This is a genomic window from Pseudomonas sp. Sample_11 (genome assembly GCF_004307505.1).
GTDB lineage: Bacteria > Pseudomonadota > Gammaproteobacteria > Pseudomonadales > Pseudomonadaceae > Aquipseudomonas > Aquipseudomonas atacamensis.
This window is the reverse complement of the sequence record NZ_RCOD01000078.1, coordinates 46,463-68,469: the sequence shown is the minus strand read 5'-3', so window position 1 is coordinate 68,469 and position 22,007 is coordinate 46,463. Positions and strand designations below refer to the sequence as shown.

General features: G+C 61.6%; 19 protein-coding genes. 6 read left to right on the top strand and 13 right to left on the bottom strand.

Going from position 1 to position 22,007, the window contains the following annotated elements; all coding sequences use genetic code 11:
* Positions 1-55: 55 nt before the first annotated feature.
* From arfA to leuS, 4 genes are all read right to left on the bottom strand, one after another.
* Positions 56-220, bottom strand: a complete 165-nt coding sequence (gene arfA, locus D8U60_RS21440) for an alternative ribosome rescue factor ArfA (protein ID WP_016773035.1) — start codon at positions 218-220, stop codon at positions 56-58.
* Positions 221-402: 182 nt separating this feature from the next.
* Positions 403-1,440 (bottom strand): DNA polymerase III subunit delta, encoded by a 1,038-nt coding sequence (gene holA, locus D8U60_RS21435; protein WP_016773036.1) that lies wholly within the window; start codon positions 1,438-1,440, stop codon positions 403-405.
* 39 nt (positions 1,441-1,479) lie between these two features.
* The gene (lptE, locus tag D8U60_RS21430) at positions 1,480-2,085 is read right to left on the bottom strand and encodes an LPS assembly lipoprotein LptE (RefSeq protein ID WP_016773037.1); all 606 of its coding nucleotides are present in this window, start codon (positions 2,083-2,085) and stop codon (positions 1,480-1,482) included.
* Between the two features lie 88 nt (positions 2,086-2,173).
* Positions 2,174-4,780: a leucine--tRNA ligase gene (leuS, locus tag D8U60_RS21425; protein WP_130900871.1), complete on the bottom strand. Its 2,607-nt coding sequence runs from the start codon at positions 4,778-4,780 to the stop codon at positions 2,174-2,176.
* Positions 4,781-5,035: 255 nt separating this feature from the next.
* Between leuS and D8U60_RS21420 the strand changes: the two genes are divergently transcribed.
* Complete coding sequence (locus D8U60_RS21420; protein ID WP_024014441.1) at positions 5,036-5,359, top strand: hypothetical protein; 324 nt, start codon at positions 5,036-5,038, stop codon at positions 5,357-5,359.
* A gap of 104 nt (positions 5,360-5,463) precedes the next feature.
* Positions 5,464-6,225, top strand: coding sequence for a YdcF family protein (locus D8U60_RS21415; protein ID WP_122610972.1), 762 nt, complete (start codon positions 5,464-5,466; stop codon positions 6,223-6,225).
* 116 nt (positions 6,226-6,341) lie between these two features.
* On the opposite strand, the gene lnt is transcribed toward D8U60_RS21415, so the two are convergent.
* From lnt to miaB, 5 genes are all read right to left on the bottom strand, one after another.
* Positions 6,342-7,865: an apolipoprotein N-acyltransferase gene (gene lnt / locus D8U60_RS21410; protein ID WP_123443278.1), complete on the bottom strand. Its 1,524-nt coding sequence runs from the start codon at positions 7,863-7,865 to the stop codon at positions 6,342-6,344.
* 14 nt (positions 7,866-7,879) lie between these two features.
* Entirely contained in the window at positions 7,880-8,719 is an 840-nt protein-coding gene (locus D8U60_RS21405; RefSeq protein ID WP_024014438.1) for an HlyC/CorC family transporter, read from the bottom strand.
* A 5-nt stretch (positions 8,720-8,724) separates the two neighbouring features.
* Positions 8,725-9,219 (bottom strand): rRNA maturation RNase YbeY, encoded by a 495-nt coding sequence (ybeY, locus tag D8U60_RS21400; RefSeq protein WP_016773042.1) that lies wholly within the window; start codon positions 9,217-9,219, stop codon positions 8,725-8,727.
* The gene (locus tag D8U60_RS21395; protein WP_130900870.1) at positions 9,212-10,204 is read right to left on the bottom strand and encodes a PhoH family protein; all 993 of its coding nucleotides are present in this window, start codon (positions 10,202-10,204) and stop codon (positions 9,212-9,214) included. Before D8U60_RS21395 ends, ybeY begins: the two co-directional genes overlap by 8 nt.
* 180 nt (positions 10,205-10,384) lie before the next feature.
* A complete protein-coding gene (miaB, locus tag D8U60_RS21390; protein ID WP_016773044.1) occupies positions 10,385-11,713 on the bottom strand; it encodes a tRNA (N6-isopentenyl adenosine(37)-C2)-methylthiotransferase MiaB in 1,329 nt (442 codons plus the stop codon).
* A gap of 132 nt (positions 11,714-11,845) precedes the next feature.
* Here miaB and D8U60_RS21385 point away from each other — a divergent pair, with 132 nt between their 5' ends.
* Entirely contained in the window at positions 11,846-12,175 is a 330-nt protein-coding gene (locus D8U60_RS21385; protein ID WP_130900869.1) for a DUF1820 family protein, read from the top strand.
* Positions 12,176-12,365: 190 nt separating this feature from the next.
* Here the strand turns inward: D8U60_RS21385 and D8U60_RS21380 are convergent, their stop codons facing one another.
* The 4 genes from D8U60_RS21380 to D8U60_RS21365 all read right to left on the bottom strand — a co-directional run bounded on the left by D8U60_RS21380 (position 12,366) and on the right by D8U60_RS21365 (position 15,883).
* Positions 12,366-12,920 carry a tetratricopeptide repeat protein gene (locus D8U60_RS21380; RefSeq protein WP_016773046.1) on the bottom strand — a complete coding sequence of 185 codons (555 nt, stop codon included), beginning with the start codon at positions 12,918-12,920 and terminating at the stop codon, positions 12,366-12,368.
* 224 nt (positions 12,921-13,144) lie between these two features.
* Complete coding sequence (hemL, locus tag D8U60_RS21375) at positions 13,145-14,428, bottom strand: glutamate-1-semialdehyde 2,1-aminomutase (protein ID WP_016773047.1); 1,284 nt, start codon at positions 14,426-14,428, stop codon at positions 13,145-13,147.
* A gap of 15 nt (positions 14,429-14,443) precedes the next feature.
* On the bottom strand, positions 14,444-15,067 hold the full coding sequence (gene thiE / locus D8U60_RS21370) for a thiamine phosphate synthase (protein WP_024014437.1): 624 nt from the start codon (positions 15,065-15,067) through the stop codon (positions 14,444-14,446).
* A gap of 18 nt (positions 15,068-15,085) precedes the next feature.
* Entirely contained in the window at positions 15,086-15,883 is a 798-nt protein-coding gene (locus D8U60_RS21365; protein ID WP_007909650.1) for a hydroxymethylpyrimidine/phosphomethylpyrimidine kinase, read from the bottom strand.
* Between the two features lie 301 nt (positions 15,884-16,184).
* Here D8U60_RS21365 and D8U60_RS21360 point away from each other — a divergent pair, with 301 nt between their 5' ends.
* From D8U60_RS21360 to amn, 3 genes are all read left to right on the top strand, one after another.
* Positions 16,185-18,536, top strand: coding sequence for a hybrid sensor histidine kinase/response regulator (locus D8U60_RS21360; RefSeq protein ID WP_130900868.1), 2,352 nt, complete (start codon positions 16,185-16,187; stop codon positions 18,534-18,536).
* 95 nt (positions 18,537-18,631) lie between these two features.
* Positions 18,632-20,281: an acyl-CoA dehydrogenase family protein gene (locus D8U60_RS21355; RefSeq protein WP_130900867.1), complete on the top strand. Its 1,650-nt coding sequence runs from the start codon at positions 18,632-18,634 to the stop codon at positions 20,279-20,281.
* Between the two features lie 192 nt (positions 20,282-20,473).
* Positions 20,474-21,973: an AMP nucleosidase gene (amn, locus tag D8U60_RS21345; protein WP_016773051.1), complete on the top strand. Its 1,500-nt coding sequence runs from the start codon at positions 20,474-20,476 to the stop codon at positions 21,971-21,973.
* The last annotated feature ends 34 nt before the right edge of the window (positions 21,974-22,007 follow it).

The following is a 22,007-nucleotide window of genomic DNA, read 5'->3' as shown; positions in this document are numbered from 1 at the left end:
GTTCCAGGGAAACGAATCAGGTGCAGACCTTAACATGAGCGAGGGGTAGTGCGCTTCAGGCAGCCAGAAAGTAAAAAGCCTCCCGGTTGTCAGACCGGAAGGCTTCGCGGCGGTAGCTGCCTTTGCCCTTGGCTGGTCGTTCCTGGCGGCTGCGGAACAATGGCTGGGCGACGATGGATTTGGCCTTGTTGGGGCCATGCTTTGCTGGCTTTTTGCTCATGAGGGTTCTCTGGATTGAGTGGGTTTGGCGCGGCAAATAATCTGCCGATGTTGGGCGTCTGTCCAGTGCCTGTTGTGTAGGAATGTTCTGGCGCTTTCGCGAGCAAGCTCGCTCCCACATTTGGAATGCATTTCAATGTGGGAGCGAGCTTGCTCGCGAATGGCCGTTATGCGGGAAACAGGTTATTCGGCAGGAAGTGTCAGGCGCTGGCCTGCCATCAACAACGCCAGACGACTCAAGCTCATCCACGGCGAACCCGCCGCCTGGCCCTTGATCTGCGCATCGATACGCTGCGCTTCAAGCAGCAATTGCGCCCAGCGTTGCGCCGAGTAGCGTTGCAAAGCCTTGCTCATCAGCGGCTTGCGCTTGTCCCAGACCGGCGGTTTCGACTGGCTGAAACACTTGTCCAGTGGCGTGCCCTGGCTGTATTGCAGGGAAATGTTGGCCAGCAGGCGCAACTCCCGCGCCAGTGCCCAGAGGATCACCGGCGGTTCGACGCCTTCGCCGCGCAGGCCCTCAAGCATGCGCAAGGCGTGGGCCGGTTCGCCGTTGAGCACCGCGTCGGTCAGGCCGAACACGTCAAACCGGGCACTGTCGGCCACGGCGGCCTGCACGGTTTCAACGGTGATCTGCCCACCTTCGGCCATCAACTTGAGCTTTTCGATTTCCTGGGCGGCGGCGAGCAGGTTGCCTTCGACACGCGCGGCAATCAATTCGACCGCGTCCTGACTGGCCGACAGACCGGCCTGGGACAGGCGCTGACGAATCCAGCTCGGCAGCTGATTGGCATCCACCGGCCAGATCTGCACAAACTGGGTCTGTTGGCCTTCGACCAGCGCCTTGCCCCACTTGGTTTTCTGCGCGCTGCCATCGAGCTTCGGCAAGCTGATCAGCAGGACCGTGTCTTCAGCGGGGCGTGAGCAGTATTCGATCAGCGCGGCGGCGCCTTTGTCGCCAGGTTTACCGGACGGCAGGCGCAGTTCCAGCAGGCGTTTTTCGGCGAACAGCGACATGCTTGCGCCGGCCTGCAGCAACGTACCCCAATCGAAATTGGCGTCGGCGGCGAAGACCTGACGTTCGTCGAAACCTTGCTGGCGAGCAGCGGTGCGGATGGCGTCGGCGGCTTCCTGACACAGCAACGGATCATCGCCGCTGATGATGTAGACCGGCGCGAGTGCGCCTTGCAGGTGTTTGCCGAGTTGCGCGGGTGCGAGCTTCATAAAGAAGGGCGAGCGGGGCGCCTGAGCGCCCCGACCGTCTTACTGCTGCGGGATTTCGAGCGGCGACTGACGCGGAGTTTCCGCTTCAGCCTTCTGCGCCGCTTCCAGCGCATCGGCTTCAGCCTTGGCGCGGTCGTTGGCGGTTTGCTGCAGTTGCTGCAACTGGCCCGGGGTCAGCTGCGACAGGCGCAGCATCATGCGCTGCACCAGCTCGCGACGGATTTCATGACGTGCGTCGTTGGCTTCCTGATCGGAGCCGACGAGGTTGTTGCCGTCGTGAATGAACACCTTCTGCACTTCGAGCTTGTCGCTAAGCAGGGACAGGTCTTTGTCGCCGCGGATGTCATAGCTCAGCACAGTGTTGACCTGATACTCGCCTGTGCGCCCGGCACCGGCATAGCTGAGAATGCGCTGGCTTTCCTGTTCGTCAGCCAGATACAGCTTGTACGGCGCGCCGGTGTAGACCTTGACGCCGCTGGACTCCAGCGTCTGACGCAGCTGTCTTACGGTTTCGCCATAAGCGTTACGCGCGCTCAGGTCGATTTCCTTGATCGACAGTTCGTTGGTGCCGGTACCACGCAACTGGAAACCGCAGGCGCTCAGCAGAACGGCGAGGCCCATCACCAGCAGATTGCGTTTGATCATTGTGTTGCTCCCCTTGAAACCAGGTGAGCCGACTCTGCGGCCCGAAAGGTTTTACTGGCTGCCAGGCGAGCCTGACAGCCGATCCAATTTAGCTGGCGACGATGTTGACCAGTTTGCCCGGCACCACGATCACTTTGCGAATGGTCAGGCCGTCGACGAAACGCAGCACGTTTTCGTTGATGCGTGCAGCGGCTTCGATCTCTTCGCGGGTGGCGCTGGCCGGCATTTCGATCTGCCCGCGCAGCTTGCCGTTGACCTGAATGACCAGGGTCAGGTTGTCCTGCACCAAGGCACTTTCGTCCACGGCCGGCCAGCCTGCATCGATCACCGCATCGGCGTGACCCAACTGCTTCCACAGTTCGTGGCTGATGTGCGGGGTGATCGGCGCCAGCAGCAGGGTCACCGCTTCCAGGCCTTCGTGCAGCAGCGCGCGGTCCTGTTCGGTGCCTTGGGCGGCTTTTTCCAGCACGTTCATCAGCGTCATCACCTGAGCGATGGCCGTGTTGAATTTGTGGTTCTGGCCGACGTCATGGCTGGCCTGCTTGATCGCCAGGTGAATCGCACGACGCACGGTTTTCTGCTCGTCGTTCAGAGTGGCGATATCCAGTTTGCCCGGCAGACCCTGGGTGACGTGGGCTTGCGCCAGACGCCAGACGCGCTTGAGGAAACGGTGCGAACCTTCAACGCCGGAGTCGGACCATTCCGCGCTCATGTCAGGCGGCGAGGCGAACATCATGAACAGGCGGCAGGTGTCGGCGCCGAACTGGTCGATCATCGACTGCGGGTCGACGCCGTTGTTCTTCGACTTGGCCATCTTCTCGGTACCGCCGATTTCCACCGGCAGGCCGTCGGACTTCAGCTTGGCGCTGATGACCTTGGCTTTGCTGTCACGCTCAAGTTCCACGTCTGCCGGGTTGAACCAGGTGTAGGCACCGTTGGCTTCGCGACGATAGTAGGTCTCGGCGATCACCATGCCCTGGGTCAGCAGGTTCTTGAACGGCTCATTGGAGCTGACCAGACCTTCGTCACGCATCAGTTTGTGGAAGAAGCGCGCGTAGAGCAGGTGCAGAATGGCGTGTTCGATACCACCGATGTACTGATCCACCGGCAGCCAGTGATCGGCTGCGGATTTCTCCACCAAACCGCCCTCGAAGTGCGGCGAGGCGTAGCGGGCGTAGTACCACGACGACTCGACGAAGGTGTCCATGGTGTCGGTTTCACGTTTGGCCGGCGCGCCGCATTTCGGGCAGCTGCATTCGTAGAACTCGGGCATGCGCGCCAGCGGCGAACCGGCGCCGTCCGGCACCACGTCTTCCGGCAGAACGACAGGCAGTTGATCTTCCGGCACCGGCACGTCGCCGCACGTTGCGCAGTGGATGATCGGGATCGGGCAGCCCCAGTAGCGCTGGCGGCTGATGCCCCAGTCGCGCAGGCGGAACTGGGTGCGCGAGGCGCCGAGTTGTTTCTTGATCAGGGCCACTTCCATGGCGTCGAACGCGCCGGCGAAGTCGAGGCCGTCGAACTCACCGGAGTTGATCAGCGTGCCGTGCTCGCCATAGGCGTCCAGCCACGGCGCCGGGTTGGTGTCACCGGAACTGGTGCGCACCACCGATTTCACCGGCAGGTTGTACTTGTGAGCGAATTCGAAATCGCGCTCGTCGTGCGCCGGCACCGCCATGACTGCGCCGTCGCCGTAGTGCATCAGCACGTAGTTGGCGACCCACACCGGCAGCTTCTCGCCGGTCAGCGGGTGCTCGACGAACAGGCCGGTCGGCAGGCCTTTCTTTTCCTGAGTGGCGACGTCTGCTTCGGCAACGCTGCCGCCCTTGCATTCAGCGATGAACGCTTGCAGCTCGGGATTGTTCTGCGCGGCCAGGGTGGCCAGCGGGTGCTCGGCTGCGACGGCGACGTAGGTCGCGCCCATCAGGGTGTCCGGACGAGTGGTGAAGACTTTCAGGGTGCCGGCTTCGCCGATCGAATCGACGTTGTACGGGAACTGCACTTCCATGCCACGGGACTTGCCGATCCAGTTGCGCTGCATGGTCTTGACCTGTTCCGGCCAGCCAGTCAGTTCGTCGAGGCTTTCCAGCAGCTCGTCGGCGTAAGCGGTGATCTTGAAGTAGTACATCGGGATTTCGCGCTTTTCGATCAGCGCGCCGGAGCGCCACCCACGGCCGTCGATGACTTGCTCGTTGGCCAGAACGGTCTGGTCGACCGGGTCCCAGTTCACGGTGCCGTTTTTACGGTAGATCACGCCTTTTTCGAACAGGCGGGTGAACAGCCATTGTTCCCAGCGGTAGTAGTCCGGCTTGCAGGTGGTCACTTCACGGGACCAGTCCACCGCGAGGCCGAGGCTGCGCAGCTGCGACTTCATGTAGGCGATGTTCTCGTAGGTCCACTTGGCGGGCGCTACGTTGTTTTTCATTGCGGCGTTTTCCGCCGGCATGCCGAACGCATCCCAACCCATGGGCTGCAGAACATTCTTGCCCTGCATGCGCTGGTAGCGCGAAATCACGTCGCCGATGGTGTAGTTGCGCACGTGGCCCATGTGCAGCTTGCCGCTGGGGTAAGGGAACATCGACAGGCAGTAGTAGGTTTCCTTGCCTGGCTGTTCACTGACTTCAAAGGACTTTTGCTCATCCCAGAACGACTGGGCGGCGGCTTCGATCTCACGTGGCTGATATTGTTCGTGCATGGCTACTTTTGTACTGGATAGGGGTGGCCTAATCCTCTTCGACGGCGGCATCCGGGATGGCCCGGGTGCGCTGGAAGTGGAATGACAGGAAGCGCCGTAGCATACATGACCGCGCTTGGCCGAGGGAAACCCTGATTACAGCTGTTTGCCCGACCTTTTGGGCGACGAGGGCCGTTGGTCGCGGCGTGTAGCCGGTTCGTGCAGCGAAGCTAAGCTCTAATTGGGGAGTGAGTCTTATCTTCAATGAGGTGAGGGATGGTGGAGCAACGGAAAAAGAACGTAACGAAACCCGAGTTGTATGAAAGGTTGATCGATCGTCTGGGCATGGCGCTGGACGCCGTGAAAACCGCTGACCGGCTGCGCGACGAGCGCCCCCTGGAACTGGAATTGCGTGGCTTGAGTCCCGCCGAGTTCAAACTGGTCAAGGCCTATCTGGATCGCAGTGAACGTGAAACGCAGGGATGCCTGTCTCAAGCAGTGAAGCAGCTCGATGCAGCACATTCGGCCAAGGTCATCTGGCTCAAGGACAAGGCGCCGCGCAGAGACACCGGCAAGGTGCGTTCTGTGCAGGCCAAGTAAGCGCATGGCAGGTCATGAAACGGATCTTTTGCAACCGGATCCGGCCTACTGGTTGTAACGCGTAATCAACACTCTTAGGCTTCGGGCATCTTTGGAGATGCCCGATGCCCTTTCGCTATTTCATCAAACAACTTTTACTGCCGCCCGGCATTCTTTTGCTGCTGTTGCTGGCCGCCTGGTGGCTGCGCCGCTCGCGGCCGCGTCTGGCGGGTGTGTGTTTTGCCCTCGGCTTTGGCGGCCTGTGGCTGATGAGCCTGCCGGTGGTCGTGCAGTGGAGTGCCAAAGCGCTGGAACGAGAGCCGCCGCTGGCGCGGCAGGAATGGGCAACGCTGGCGCAACGCGCCGATGCGATTGTGGTGCTGGGCTCGGGGCGTGAGCGCGGTGACCTCGCCTGGGGCGAAGACCAGCCGACCGGCGTCGGCCTTGAGCGTCAGCGTTACGCCGCACGCCTGGCCAAGGCCTCGGGCCTGCCGATTCTGACCAGCGGCGGCCTGCATTACGGCACGCCCCCGACCGAGGCGAAGTTGATGGCGGATTCGTTGCGTGATGACTTCGACGTGAGCGTGCGCTGGCAGGAAGGCGAGAGCCGCACCACATGGGAGAACGCGAAGATGACGGCAGATATTCTCTTGCCCCAGGGGATCAAGCGGGTTGTCGTGGTGACGCAGGCGTGGCACATGCCGCGTGCGGTGTGGAGCTTTGAGCAGGCAGGTTTTGAGGTGGTGCCGGCACCGGTGGGTTTCCTCGGTACCGATAACGCCCGGCCGTTTGGCGGCTGGCTGCCGGAGTTCAAGTCGATCTGGCAGAGCGGGCAATTGCTCAACGAGGCGGTGGGGCAGGTAGGGTATTCGTTGTTTTACCGCTGAAGATCATTGTGGCGAGGGGATTTATCCCCGATGGGGCGCTTAGCGGCCCCTCTCTTGCCTTCAGAAGAGGGGACTGCTGCGCACTCCAGCGGGGATAAATCCCCTCGCCACATTTCTCAGAGGGTCTTCGACATGCGGCTGGCCATCAACGCCCAGCCAAACAGCAGCAGGCACAACACGATCAACGGCCACGAGCGCCATTGCAGATATGGCGTCAGGTCGTGCATCGGCACCACTTCGCCATACAACACGCCTTGTTCGAACTGCGGAATCTGTTCGGTGATCTGCCCGAACGGGTTGATCAGGCCGGTTACGCCGTTGTTGGTCGCGCGGATCATCCAGCGTCCGGCTTCCAGCGCGCGCATCTGCGCCATCTGCAAATGCTGCAGCGGGCCGATGGACGTGCCGAACCAGGTGTCGTTGCTGATCGTCAACAGCAGATCACTGCGTGCCGACAGGCCGGCGGCGAATTCCGGATAGACCACTTCGTAGCAGATGAACGGTGCGATCTGGTAACCCTTGGCTTGCAAGAGCGCTTGATCCGACGGGCCGCGGGCGAAGTCCGACATCGGCAGGTCGAAGAACGCGATCAAGCCGCGCAACACGTCCTGCAACGGCACGTACTCGCCGAACGGCACCAGTTTCTGCTTCAGGTAAGTGCCGTCGCCTTCGCCGACCACGGTGATGCCGTTGAAGAAGCGCCGCTCGTGATGCACGGTCTGGCGAATCGGCACACCGGTGATCAACGCCGATTTACGCTCGGCGGCGAAGTTGCCCATCATCGTCAGGTAGCCCTCGGCGGACTCCTTCAATACCGGCACGGCGGTTTCCGGCCAGATCAGCAGATCGACCGGTTTGGAACGGAAACTCAGATCACGGTACAGCGCCAGTTGCGCGTTGAGCTCGGCCGGGTCCCATTTCATGCTCTGCGCGACGTTGCCCTGAATCGCGGCCACGGTCAGCGGTGCGCCGGACGGGCTGGTCCACGCGTGGCCCTTGAGGGCGATGCCCGCCACCCAAGGCCCCGCCAGCAGTACCACACCGGCCGCGATGAAACCCTTGCGGCGCGCCTGCAACAAACGCGGAGCGTTGTAGATCAGCGCTGCGGTAAGTGCCAGAACAAACGAGACCAGCCACATCCCGCCCACCGGCGCGAGCCCGGCCAGCGGGCCGTCGAGCTGGCTGTAACCGGAATAAAGCCATGGGAAACCGGTGAGGAACCAGCCGCGAAAAGCTTCCTGGCCGACCCACAGCGCAGCAAAGGCCAAGGCATCCGCCAGCGGTGCTTCGTTACGCCGCAACCAGCGTGCCCACAGCCACGCGGGCAGGGCGAAGAACCAGGCAATCGCCGCGGTGAACAGCAGCATCAGGAACCCGGCGAGCAACACCGAAGCGCCACCAAAGTGGTGGATGCTGTAATAGATCCAACTGGTGCCGGCACCGAACAGGCCGAAGCCGAAGCACCAGCCACGGCCGAGCGCCTGACGCGGGCTCAGCTCACGCAAACCGGCATAGAACAGACCAACCGCCAGCAATGCCAGCGGCCAGATGTTGAAAGGTGCGAGAGCGAAGGTGGTAATTGCACCGGCCGCCACGGCCAGCAGGTTACCGGGCCAGCCGGGGCGGGTTGTCCAGCGCATTTCAGTCCTTAGAATTAACGAGCGATAGGCGTCAGTCGCAGCAAGTGAATCCGACGGCTGTCGGCGTTCAGGATGCGGAAACGATAAGCGCCGATTTCAGTGGTTTCGTTGCGTTTTGGCAAGTGCCCGAACGCGCTCATCACCAGGCCGCCGACGGTGTCGAACTCGTCGTCGGAGAACTCGCTGTCGAAGAACTCATTGAAGTTCTCGATCGGCGTCAGCGCCTTGATCAGGAAATCACCGCTGGGCAGCGGCTTGATGTAGCTGTCTTCTTCGACGTCGTGCTCGTCCTCGATGTCGCCGACGATCTGCTCGAGCACGTCTTCGATGGTCACCAGACCGGCCACACCGCCGTATTCGTCGATGACGATGGCCATGTGGTTGTGGTTGGCGCGGAACTCACGCAGCAACACGTTCAGACGCTTGGACTCCGGCACGAAGGTGGCCGGGCGCAGCAGGTCCTTGATGTTGAAGCTGTCGCCGTTCTCCTTGAGGATCAGCGGCAGCAGATCCTTGGCCAGCAGCACGCCCATCACGTCGTCGTGGCTTTCGCCGATGACCGGATAGCGCGAGTGGGCCGAGTCGACCACGGCGGGGAGGAATTCGCGGGGTGTCTGGGTCGCCTTGATGCTGACCATCTGCGAGCGCGGCACCATGATGTCGCGCACTTGCAGGTCAGCCACCTGGATGGCGCCTTCGACGATGGCCAGCGCTTCGCTGTCCAGCAGTTTGTTCTGATGTGCATCACGCAGCAGCTCAAGGAGCTCCTGACGGTTCTTCGGCTCGTGGGCAAAAGCCTGGGTCAGTTTACCCAGCCATGACTTCTGCCCGTTGCTCGATCGATCTTCGCTCATAGCGATTACTCTGAATCCTTTGTTGTAACGATGGGGGAGTGTTCGGTTTCGTCATCCGCGTACGGATCGGGATAGCCCAGTTCAGCAAGCAACTCGCGTTCCAGTGCTTCCATTTCTTCGGCTTCGTCGTCATCTATATGGTCGTAACCCAGCAGATGCAAGCAGCCGTGAATGACCAGATGTGCCCAGTGGGCCTTTAGTTCCTTGCCCTGCTCGGCGGCTTCGCGTTCGACCACGGCCACGCAGATCACCAGATCGCCGAGCAGCGGAATATCGAGAAATTCGTCTGGCACTTCCGCCGGGAACGACAACACATTGGTCGCGTAGTCCTTGTGGCGCCAGGTGTGATTGAGCTCGCGGCCTTCTTCCTCATCGACCAGACGAATGGTCATTTCCGAATCAGCGCTGCGCTGGCGCAGGGCCAGTTCGCACCACTGGCGGAACTCGGCTTCACTCGGCGCGCTGGCCTCGGTGGCGATTTGCAGATCCAGCTCAAGCATCGCGCGAGGCTTCCTTCGCAGCTTCGGCACGGGTCTCGAAGCGCTCGTAGGCCTCGACGATCCGCTGCACCAACGGATGGCGCACGACGTCTTTGGGCTGGAAATGGGTGAAGCTGATGCCCGGCACGTCTTTGAGCACTTCGATCACATGGTGCAGGCCGGACTTGGTGCCGCGCGGCAGGTCGACCTGGGTGATGTCGCCGGTGATCACGGCGGTGGAGCCGAAGCCGATGCGCGTGAGGAACATCTTCATCTGCTCGACGGTGGTGTTCTGGCTCTCGTCGAGAATGATGAAGCTGTTGTTCAACGTACGACCGCGCATGTAGGCCAGCGGCGCGACTTCGATCACCTGTTTCTCGATCAGCTTGGCGACGTATTCGAAACCGAGCATTTCGTAAAGCGCGTCGTAGAGCGGGCGCAGGTACGGGTCGATCTTCTGCGACAGGTCGCCGGGCAGGAAGCCGAGTTTTTCCCCCGCTTCGACCGCCGGACGCACCAGCAGGATGCGGCGGATCTGCTCGCGCTCCAGCGCATCTACCGCGCAGGCCACGGCCAGATAGGTCTTGCCGGTACCGGCCGGGCCGATGCCGAAATTGATGTCGTTGCCGAGGATTTCCTTCACGTAGCGTTGCTGATTCAAGCCGCGTGGGCGAATCATGCCTTTCTTGGTGCGCAGGGCGACGGTCGGTTCGGCGGGGGCCGGGTTGTCGATATCTGCTGATTCCTGAATGAACAGGTGCACCAGGTCTGGCGACAGCTCGGTACCCTTGGTTTCCCGGTACAGGCGGCACAACAGGTTTTCCACTGACGTGGTGAGTTTTGGATCGCCAATCAACTCGAACTGGTTTCCGCGATTGCGGATCTCGATGGCCAGGCGCTGTTCGATCAAGCGCAAATGCTCGTCGAATTGCCCGCACAGATTGGCGAAGCGGCGAGCCTCAAAAGGCTCGAGGAGAAAACGATGTGGTTCGATGGGTGCGTTCAAGGTCGTATTTAGCCGCCCTGGGGCAATTAGGATGAAATCAAGGATAACGCCAGTGGCGTGGGTGCGAAAGCTCTTAAATATCGATGCTGCTTTCCAACCCATTGTCTGTGGCTGGCGGGGTTTCTGTGGTGAGGGGATAAATCCCCTCACCACAGAAACCCCATCCACAATGCGATGGTGTTACTGGATCAGCGAACCACGCAGCGAGTGCGGTTGCGCGGCGTCGATGTGCACATCGGCGAACTGACCGATCAGGGTGGGATTGTCGCAGCGGAAGTTGACGATACGGTTATTCTCGGTACGCCCTTGCAGCTCGCCCGGGTCTTTCTTCGAGTAATCGGTCACCAGAATGCGCTGGATCGAACCGACCATTTGTCGGCTGATTTCGAAGCCCTGCTGATTCAAACGATGTTGCAGCGCGTTCAGACGTTCTTTCTTCAGTTCTTCCGGGGTGTCGTCGGCCAGGTCGGCAGCGGGCGTGCCCGGGCGCTGGCTGTAGACGAACGAGTAGGAGAAATCGAAGCCGACATCGGCAATCAGCTTCATGGTCTGTTCGAAGTCCTTCTCGGTTTCGCCCGGGAAGCCGACGATGAAGTCCGAACTGATGCAGATCCCCGGTACGGCGGCGCGCAATTTGCGCAGCTTGGATTTGTACTCCAGCGCCGTGTGGTTGCGCTTCATCGCCGCGAGAATCCGGTCCGAGCCCGACTGCACTGGCAGGTGCAGGTGCTTGACCAGTTCCGGCACTTCGGCGTGGGCCTGGATCAGGCTGTCGGAGAACTCCAGCGGATGCGAGGTGGTGTAGCGGATGCGGTCGATGCCATCGACAGCGGCGACCACGCGGATCAGCTCGGCCAGATCGGCCAGGCGACCGTCGTGGGTCTGGCCGCGATAGCCGTTGACGTTCTGCCCCAGCAAGGTCACTTCACGCACGCCGTGTTCGGCCAAGTGAATGATTTCCGCGATCACGTCGTCGAACGGTCGGCTGACCTCTTCGCCACGGGTGTACGGCACCACGCAGAACGTGCAGTACTTGCTGCAACCTTCCATCACTGACACATAAGCGCTCGGGCCGTCGATACGCGGCTCCGGCAGGTGGTCGAATTTTTCGATTTCCGGGAACGACACGTCGACCTGCGGCAGCTTGCTGCTGCGCGCGGCGTCGATCATTTCCGGCAGACGGTGCAGGGTCTGCGGGCCGAACACCACGTCGACGTACGGAGCGCGATCACGGATCGCCGCGCCTTCCTGACTGGCCACGCAACCGCCGACGGCGATGACCATGTCGGGGTTGGCCAGCTTCAGTTCGCGCCAGCGGCCGAGCTGCGAATAAACGCGGTCTTGCGCGCGTTCGCGGATCGAGCAGGTGTTGAGCAGAATCACGTCGGCGTCTTCCGCGCGGGCGGTGACTTCCAGGGCCTGATGTTCGCCCAGCAGATCGACCATGCGCGAGCTGTCGTACTCGTTCATCTGGCAACCGTGGGTTTCGATGTAAAGCTTCTTGGCCATGGATTCGGGTCGTCACGTGATTCAAAGAACCGCGCATTATAGGGAACAAGCCGTCAGGTTCCTACCGCTGTGCGTCCGGTGGCTATGCTATAGTTCGCGCCCTCATTTTTACCCCGATGTTATCCGCCCGCCATGACCAAACGCGAAGCTCCAATCTACAAGGTGATTTTCCTCAACCAGGGCCAGGTGTTCGAAATGTACGCCAAGCAGATCTATCAAAGTGATCTGTGGGGTTTCCTGGAAGTTGAAGAATTCGTCTTTGGCGAGCGCACGCAAATGGTCGTCGATCCGAGCGAAGAAAAGCTCAAGGCGCAATTCGAAGGCGTGGTGCGCAGCTTTGTACCGATGCATTCGATCGTGCGCATCGACGAAGTGGAGCGTCTGGGCACGCCGAAAATCAGCGAGGCCCAGGGCGCGGTCGGCAATGTCATGCCGTTTCCGATGCCGATGCCTGAGAAGTAAGCACAGCTTTGGATTTGGAATGATGTTGTGGCGAGGGGATTTAGCGAAACGTCGCACCGCCCCGCTCGGCTGCGAAGCAGTCGCAATCCATCCAGCAATATGTGTCAGACAGAACCGGGTTGCAGGGTTTGGGGCTGCTTCGCAGCCCAACGGGGATGAATCCCCTCGCCACAGGTCATCTCCACAGCCTTTAGGGCAGTGGGGAGAATGGCGTGCGCCCGTCGGCGTTCTGCAATTCCATCAGGTATTTGCGGAAAATCTGCCCGAGCACCTGTGTGGCGGTTTCGAGATCTTCGCGGGACATTTTTTCCGAGACTTCGTCAGCCGTGTCCAATGCCTCTTCAGCACCGTTGACCGCTGCCATCTTCAGCACGATGTAGGCCTGGATATTGTTGGCCTGCACGCCCTCACCGTGGAAGAACATGCTGCCGAGCTTGAATTGCGCCTGGGCGTGGCCTTGCAGCGAGGCCTTTTCGAAATAGCTCAGGGCTTGATTGAGGTCGCGCGGGGCGTTCTTGCCGTCGTAGTAGAACTCACCCAACTCGTATTGCGCTTGCGCGTCCCCTTCGTCCGCCGCTTTCTGGCAGGCGGCCAATGCCTGCGTGACGTCTTGCGGCTGAGTATTGAGGGTGCAACGACCCATCGCCGGGATCAACAACGAGTTGCCGCCTGCTTGTGCATGCGCGAGCAGGGGCTGAAGGAGCAACAGGCAGCCCAATGCAAGGGTGCGGCCGGTGCGGTTCATGGGAATCGACTTACCTCTGAAGGGCACGCGGACCCGTCGAGGGATCCAATAAGCGCGCATTATGAAATAAGCAGGGCCAACCTTACAAAGTCTTTACTCGTTTTTCTGCTGCGTGGGGAATATATCGCCCGATTCAGGCAGGATTTTCGCAGACGCGTCGGAAAAACCGAGCGGATGTAGGCGAAAGCTGACGCTGGCCATAGCCAACGTCAGCGGTACGGCGATTATTTCAATGCGGCGAAGGCACGCTCGGCGGCGTCCAGCGTCAGTTGCAACTCGGCTTCGCCATGGGCGATCGAGGTGAAACCGGCTTCGAAAGCGCTCGGCGCCAGGTACACGCCACCTTCCAGCATCAAGTGGAAGAAGCGACCGAACATTGCTGCGTCGCTGGCCATCACGTCGTCGAAGGTGACGATGTCGTCGGCGCCGCTGAAGTACAGACCGAACATGCCGCCGGCCTGAGTGGTCACGAACGGGATGCCCGCAGCATCGGCACGCTGTTGCAGACCGTCGAGCATGCGCGCGGTGTAGTCGGTCAGTTCGGCGTGGAAGCCCGGGCGGCTGATCAGGCGCAGGGTCGTCAGGCCGGCAGCCATCGCCAGCGGATTGCCCGACAATGTACCGGCCTGATACACCGGACCGAGCGGGGCGATGCGCTGCATGATCTCGCGTTTGCCACCGAAGCAGCCCACCGGCATGCCGCCGCCGATGATCTTGCCGAACGTGGTCAGGTCCGGCGTCACGCCGTAGTGCGCCTGGGCACCGCCGAGGGCGACGCGGAAACCGGTCATCACTTCGTCGAAAATCAACACCACGCCGTGCTTGTCACACAGCGAACGCAGGCCTTCGAGGAAGCCCGGCGCTGGCGGCACGCAGTTCATGTTGCCGGCGACCGGTTCGACGATGATGCACGCCACGTCCTCGCCCACTTCGGCGAGCATCGCTTCAACCGCGTCGATGTCGTTGAACGGCAGGGTCAGGGTGTGTTTGGCGAACGCTGCAGGCACGCCGGCCGAGCTCGGTACGCCCTGGGTCAGAGCGCCGGAACCGGCCTTGACCAGCAGGCTGTCGGAGTGGCCGTGGTAGCAGCCTTCGAATTTGATGATGCTGTCGCGACCGGTGTAACCACGGGCCAATCGGATCGCGCTCATGGTCGCTTCGGTGCCGGAGCTGACCATGCGCACCATGTCCATTGACGGCACCAGCGAGCAGACCAGATCGGCCATCTCGGTTTCCATCGACGTCGGTGCGCCGTAGGACAGGCCGTGTTGCAGCTGATTGCGCACCGCGTCGAGCACGTCCGGATGGCTGTGGCCGAGGATCATCGGACCCCACGAACCCACGTAATCGACATAACGCTTGTCGTCTTCGTCGGTGACATAGGCGCCTTCGGCGTGTTTGAAGAACAGCGGGGTGCCGCCAACGCTCTTGAACGCGCGCACCGGCGAGTTGACGCCGCCGGGGATGTGTTTCTGAGCATTGGCAAACAGGGTTTCGGAACGAGACATGATCGGGCTCTCAAATCAGATTTTCAGAAGTTCGTTGAAGGCGCGGGCGCGGCGGGTCACTTCGGCGCTGCTCTCGGCGCCGAACAAACCGTGGATCACGGCGAGCAGATCGACACCGTGCTCGACCAGTGGCGCGGCGTTATCGAGGGTGATCCCGCCGATCGCGCAGACCGGCAAGTGCAGCGTGCGTTTGGCTTCGTCGAGCAAGTCGAGGCTGCAACTCGGCGCACCGGGTTTGGTGGTGGAATTGAAGAAGCGGCCGAAGGCAACGTAACTCGCGCCTTCTTTGGCAGCCTGTTCGGCCAGGGCGATTTGCCCATGGCAAGTCGAACCGATGATCGCTTTCGAACCGAGCAGCGCGCGGGTCGGCGACAGCGGGCCGTCGGTCTGGCCCAAGTGCACGCCGACGTTGAGGCGTGCGGCCAGTTCGGCGTCATCGTTGATGATCAGTTGCGTCTTGTAGCGCTCGCACAGGTTGCGCAACGCCTCGGCCTCGCGCAGACGGCGGGCCTCGTCGCTGCTCTTGTCGCGGTATTGCAGCAGGGTGACGCCGCCGTCGAGCGCCGCCTCCACGTAAGACAGAAACTTGCCGGCCAGCAACTGGCTGTCGGTAATGGCATACAGGCCACGGAGTTTCATGGGGCAGACCTCACGACGTTACGAGCAGAAATCCAGCGGCAGGCGACGCGGCACGAACTGGCCTTTGCCCAGTTGTTCGGCATCGCGCAAAGTGCGCCAGGTGTAATCCAGCGCACTGCGCACGGCACTGGCCAGGTGTTCGCCCTGAGCGAGTCGCCCGGCCAAAGCGCTGGCCAGCGTGCAACCGGAGCCGTGATAGCTGCCCGGCAGGCGCTGGCAGATAAAGGTTTCGCGCAGGCCGTCGCGGCTGTACACGCGGTTGTGGATTTCAGTTTCGTCGCCATGGCCGCCGGTGATCAGCAGGTTTTTGACGAATGGCAGGAGTTTTTCCGCGCACTCGTCGGCCGTGCCTTCGGGCAGTTCGGCGAGGATGCGCGCTTCAGGAAGATTGGGCGTGGCAATGATCGACAGCGGCAGCAGACGCTCGCGCATTGCATAGCCGACCTCGTCCTTGCCCAGGCGTCCGCCGCCGCCGGCACGCAGCACCGGGTCGCAGACCACTGGCAGGTGCGGGTGCGCCGAGAGCAGTTCGACCACGGTGTCGACCATCTCCAGCGAACCGAGCATGCCCAGTTTCACTGCGGCGACTTCGGAGTCGTTGAGCACGGCGTTGGCCTGAGCCAGTACCCACTCACGGTCGAGGACGCGGAAGTCAGTGACGTTGACGGTGTCTTGCACGGTCAGGGCGGTGACGGCCGGAGCCGCATGGCAACCCTGCGCGAGCAGGGCTTCGATATCTGCCTGCAAGCCGGCGCCACCACTGGGGTCGTGGCCGGAGAGACAGAGGACAACGGGGCGGGAGCTGTAGATATTCATGGTGCGCGAGCTTACCACCAAAGCTGATTTTGGGGTGTGGGTGGCAGAGCAAGATAAATGCGGGAGCTGCCGGAGGCTGCGATCTTTGACGTTCCTGACCATTCCAACAGCTCTATCTCGGTGCTTTGCCCTGGAACGCCCGTTCTAGAGCTGTTGTAGGAAAAATTTCCATGGTGCTCAATGGCCATCAACGGCTATGCTAGGCTGGATCCAAACAATCACAGGTAATACCGGTTTTACGTCTACTCAAAGGGAATGGGGGGCTTCCTGACACAACCGGACGAGCCACGCTGGGGCTTCAATGCGCTATTTGCTGATGTTGCTGTTCTGCTTGCCCCTTATGGCGAGCGCCGTCGAATTCGACGAATTCACCCAGAGCCTGCCACTGGGCCGATCGCTGCAAGTGTTCGAAGACCCGAGCGGTCAGGCGACGATTGCCGACGTCCGTGCGCAAGACGCCGCCGGCCAGTTCAAAGCCCACGACAAAGCCACGCTCAACGCCGGTTACTCGCGTTCGGCGTTCTGGCTGAAGATCGACCTGCATTACCGCCCGAGCAACCCGGCCGCCCAGCGCACCTGGTTGCTGGAACTGGCCTATCCGCCGCTTGATCACCTCGATCTTTACTTGCCTGATGCCACCGGTGCATACCGACTGGTGCGCCAGACCGGCGATGCCTTGCCCTTCGCCAGTCGCGAGATCCGCCAGAACAACTACCTGTTCGACCTTCCCTTCAAACCGGATCAACAGCAGACGCTGTACCTGCGACTGGCCAGCGAAGGCTCGATCCAGGCGCCGGTGACGTTGTGGTCGAGCACCGCGTACCTCGAAGACCAACCGGTGCGCCTGTATGTACTCGGCATCATTTATGGCGTGCTGCTGGGGATGCTGGTCTACAACCTGTTCATCTACCTGAGCGTGCGCGACACCAGTTACCTCTATTACATCTTCTATATCGGCTCGTTCGGCCTCTATCAGTTGTCGGTGAATGGCGCGGCGGTCGAGTATTTCTGGCCGGACAACCCATGGTGGGCCAACGCCGCGACGCCATTCTTCATCGGTTGCGCCGGGCTGTTCGGCAGCCAGTTCGCCCGCAGTTTCCTGCAGACCAAGACCCACAGCCCCTGGCTGGATCGCTTGCTGATCGGCCTGATTGCCTTCAGTGCGCTGGTGATCGGTCTGTCGCTGATGACCAGTTACGCCCTGGCCCTGCGCCTGGCGACCACACTGGCGCTGACCTTCACCGTGGTGATCTTTGCCGCCGGGATTCTTGCCTGGTGGCGCGGCCTGCGCGTGGCGCGTTACTTCATCATCGCCTGGTCGGCGTTCCTGCTCGGCGGCATCGTCAACACGCTGATGGTGCTGGGGCTGCTGCCCAACGTATTCCTGACCATGTACGCCAGCCAGATCGGCTCGGCCATCGAGGTGGCGCTGCTGTCGCTGGCGCTGGCCGATCGCATCAACGCCATGCGCGAACAACAGGCGCAGACCTTGTTCGACGCCGGGCAGAAACTCGAAGTGCTCAACCAGCAACTGGCCCACAGCAACAAGCTCAAGGACGAATTCCTCGCCACGCTGACCCACGAATTGCGCACGCCGATGAATGGGGTGATCGGTTCGCTGGAGCTGATGCAGACTGTCGACCTCGATCCCGAGCTTGAGCAATATCAACAGACCGCCGCCGGTTCTGCTCGCGACATGATGCGCATGGTCAATGGCATCCTCACGCTCACTGAATTGCAGGCCGGCAAGCTCAAGGCGACGCCGGGCAGTTTCAGCCTGCGCGCAGTGGTCGAGGCGTTGCGCGTGCAGTTCGAAGGTAATGCGGCGAGCAAGTCGCTGGACTTCAAGGTTGAAGTGCTGCCGACCCTGCCGGATCGCTTGCTCGGCGACAGCGCGAAACTGGCGCAGTGCCTGGAATGCCTGCTGGACAATGCGATCAAGTTCACCCGCGTCGGCGGGTTGGCGCTGCGCGTCACCGGGCGGCCGTCGGCGGATGAGCGCATGGCGCTGTCGTTTGCGGTGATCGACACCGGCATCGGTTTCACTGATCTGGGCGAGGCGACCCTGTATCAGCGTTTCTTCCAGCTCGATGGTTCGATGACTCGCGAATACGGCGGCCTCGGTGTTGGTCTGGCGATCTGTCGGCAACTGGTCGAACTGCTCGGCGGCAAACTCACCCATCGCTCCGAGCCGGGTCGCGGCAGCCGCTTCCAGCTCGATGTCGAATTCGAACTGCCGGTGGTCGAAGCGCCTGCGGATCAGCCGCCCCGCGATTGCATTCGTGCGCCGCAGGACTGCACGGTGCTGCTGGTGGATGACAACAGCGTCAGCCAACTGGTGATGCGTGGCATGTTGCTCAAGCTCGGTTTCCGCGTGCGCAGCGCGGATAACGGCGCCGCCGCGCTGGACTGCCTGCAACGGGAAAGCTTCGATGCGGTGCTGATCGATTGCCAGTTGCCCAACCACGACGGCGCATCGCTGTGCTGCCAGATCCATGCATTGCCAGGCTGCGCGCATTTGCCAGTGTTCATGCTGGCGCTGAGCGCTGACCGCGAGCAATGCACCCCGGGCGCGCCTATCGACTATCTGCACAAACCGGTGAAATTCGAGGATCTGCAGGCTGCATTGCAGCGCCGCGTGCTCAGTTGCTGATGGGGTAAAAGCGCCGCAAAAACGGCGCCTATGACACTTTGTTCAAAAAAGCACCAGTGCTTAACTGGTGCCATTGCTGAACACGGAGCGCCGTCATGAACCTGCATCAGTTCGCCGAAACCCACGAAGTCACCAATCAGCCGCCGTCGCTGGACGGCACCAACCTGTACCGCATCGACCTGCCGCTGCAGGAGTGGTCGCGGCGTTTTGGCGCCGGTTGGGCCGAGGCGCGCATCGATGCCTATGGCGCACTGGCGGGTGGGCCTTTGATGGAGGCGGGGTTTCTCGCCAACCAAAACAAACCGCTATTTGCCAGCCATGATCGCTACGGCCATCGCATCGATCTGGTCGAGTTTCACCCGGCTTACCACGAGCTCATGCGCACGGCGATTGAACATGGCCTGACCTCGCTGCCTTGGGCACACCCGCAGGACGGCGCGCATGTCGCCCGCGCGTCGATGACCTATCTGCACAGCCAGGCCGAGGCCGGCAGTGGTTGCCCGCTGACCATGACTTTCGCCAGCGTGCCGGCCCTGCGCTTGCAGCCTGACCTGGCCGAACAGTGGCTGCCGAAAGTCCTCGCCACCGACTACGATCCGCGCAACGTCGGCATGGCGCACAAGGCCGGCGTGACCATCGGCATGGCGATGACCGAGAAGCAGGGCGGCACCGACGTTCGCGCCAACACCACCAAAGCCTATCCGGTCGGCGCCAGCGGCCCGGGTCAGGCCTATGAACTGGTCGGGCACAAGTGGTTCTGCTCGGCGCCGATGTGCGACGCCTTCCTGACATTGGCGCAAACCGACAAGGGTTTGAGTTGCTTCCTGCTGCCGCGCCATCGCCCGGACGACACGCGCAATCAGTTCTACATCCAGCGTCTGAAAAACAAACTCGGCAATCAGTCCAACGCCTCCAGCGAAGTGGAGTTTCGTGGCGCACTGGCATGGATGATCGGCGAAGAAGGGCGCGGCGTGCCGACCATTATCGAAATGGTGGCGATGACCCGCTTCGATTGCATGGTCGGCTCCAGCTCGCTGATGCGGCAGGCGCTGACCCAGGCCAGCCATCACTGCGCGCACCGCAAGGTCGGCGGCAAATTGCTCAGCGAGCAGCCGCTGATGCAAAACGTGCTGGCCGATCTGGCCCTGGAAAGCGAGGCCGCGCTGGCGCTGAGTCTGCGCATGGGCAAGGCGCTCGATCATCTGGATGATCGCCACGAAGCGCAGTTCGCGCGGCTGGTGACGGCAGTGGGCAAATACTGGATCTGCAAGCGCGCGCCAGGAATGATCAACGAAGCCGCCGAATGCATGGGCGGTGCTGGATACGTCGAGGACAGCATCCTGCCGCGCCTGTACCGCGAAGCGCCGGTGAATTCGACGTGGGAAGGCTCGGGGAATGTGCAATGTCTGGATGTGCTGCGCGCATTGTCGAAGGAGCCGGGTGTGTTGGATGTGCTGTTCAGCGAACTGGGCGATGGCCATGGCGACAAGCGTCTGGCCGCGCACATTCAGCAGTTGCAGGCGCAGTTCAAGGACACCAGTGATATTCAGTATCGGGCGCGGCAGTTGACCGAAGACATCGCGCTTGGATTGCAGGCCAAGCTTCTGTTGGAGGCGGGGAATTCAGCCGTAAGCGATGCTTTCATTGCCAGCCGTCTGAGCGGTGGCGGTCGCGTCTACGGCGCGTTGCCGCGTGGGCTGGACGTCGAAGCGATCGTCGCCCGCTCGACTCCACAGCTTTTCTGACCGCAATTTTCCCGACACCACAAAACCCTGTGGGAGCTGGCTTGCCAGCGATGGCGGTCTGTCAGTCAACATCGATGTTGAATGTGACGGCCTCATCGCTGGCAAGCCAGCTCCCACAGGGATTCGGGTTACCTGAAAGATTTCGGTACACCCACAACGCCACTGTTCCCGTGCGTCCACGATGCAGGCAAGATGAAGCTCTGCAAGTCAGAACACAGGAAGCTGATCGTGACCGAAGCGTTTATTGTCGTTCAAACCGCCGAACAAGCCGTGGATCGTCTGGCCGAGCTGCATGAGCGGGCCACCACTGCGCTGAATTCTGCCCTCAAGCGTTACCTCAAGGACCGCGTCGAGCCCGACGCCGAACAGCGTGCCCTGTTTCGTTATCCCGAACTGCGTCTGACCTACCACTGCCAGGGCGAAGTGCCGCAGACCACCCGCGCTTACGCCAAGGTGCAGCTGCCGGGCACTTACAGCGTCACCGTCACCCACCCGGCGGCGTTTCGCAAATACCTGCTCGAACAACTGACGCCGTTGATGCACGACTTCACCGTGACCGTCGAAGTCGGCGTCAGCCAGCAGAACATTCCGTATCCGTACGTGGTCGAGCAGGGCGATGAACTGGCCGGTTCCGGCGTCACTGCAGCCGTGCTGGCGCGGGTGTTCCCGAGTACTGACCTGTCCGCCGCTACCGATGGCATTGCCGACGGCCTCTACGACTGGGAAAACACCGATCCGCTGCCACTGGCGCTGTTCGACGCCGCGCGCGTGGATTTCTCGCTGCGCCGGCTGGTGCATTACACCGGCAGTGACTGGCGCCATGTGCAGCCGTGGATTCTGCTGACCAACTATCATCGCTACGTCGACCAGTTCATCGTTCATGGTCTGGAGCAGTTGCGCCGCGACCCGCGTTTCGTGCGCATGGTCCTGCCGGGCAACGTGATCATCGAGAAGAGCATGGACCACGGCGAAGCCTCGGCGATTGCCGCCGGTGTGGTCTGGCACCGTTACCAGATGCCGGCCTATCACCTGATCGCCAGCGATGGCCACGGCGTGACGCTGGTCAACATCGGTGTCGGCCCGTCCAACGCCAAGAACATCACCGATCACCTGGCCGTGCTGCGCCCGCATTGCTGGCTGATGATCGGCCACTGCGGCGGCCTGCGTCAGTCGCAGACCATCGGCGACTACGTGCTGGCTCACGCCTACATGCGCCGCGACGGCATTCTCGATCGCGTGGTACCGCCGAATATTCCCATCCCGGCACTGGCCGAAGTGCAGCTTGCTCTGCAGCAGGCGGCGGCGAATGTCACCGGCGAGAAGGGCGACGATCTGAAGAAGCGCCTGCGCACCGGCACGGTTCTGACCTACGACGACCGTAACTGGGAACTGCGCTGGGCTCAGGAGCGGCCGCTGATCAACCTGTCCCGCGCGGTTGCGGTGGACATGGAAAGCGGCACGATCGCAGCGCAAGGTTATCGCCTGCGTGTGCCTTACGGCACGTTGCTCTGCGTTTCGGACAAACCACTGCACAGCGAAATCAAACTGCCGGGCTCGGCCAACGCCTTCTATGAGCGTGCGGTCAGCCAGCATTTGAAAATCGGCATCGAAGCGGTGGATCTGCTGCGTACCGAACTCAACTCGCTGCACTCGCGCAAACTGCGCAGCTTCGACGAGCCGCCGTTCCGTTAACGGTTAGTCGTGGTCATTTGGCGGTCGGGGCACT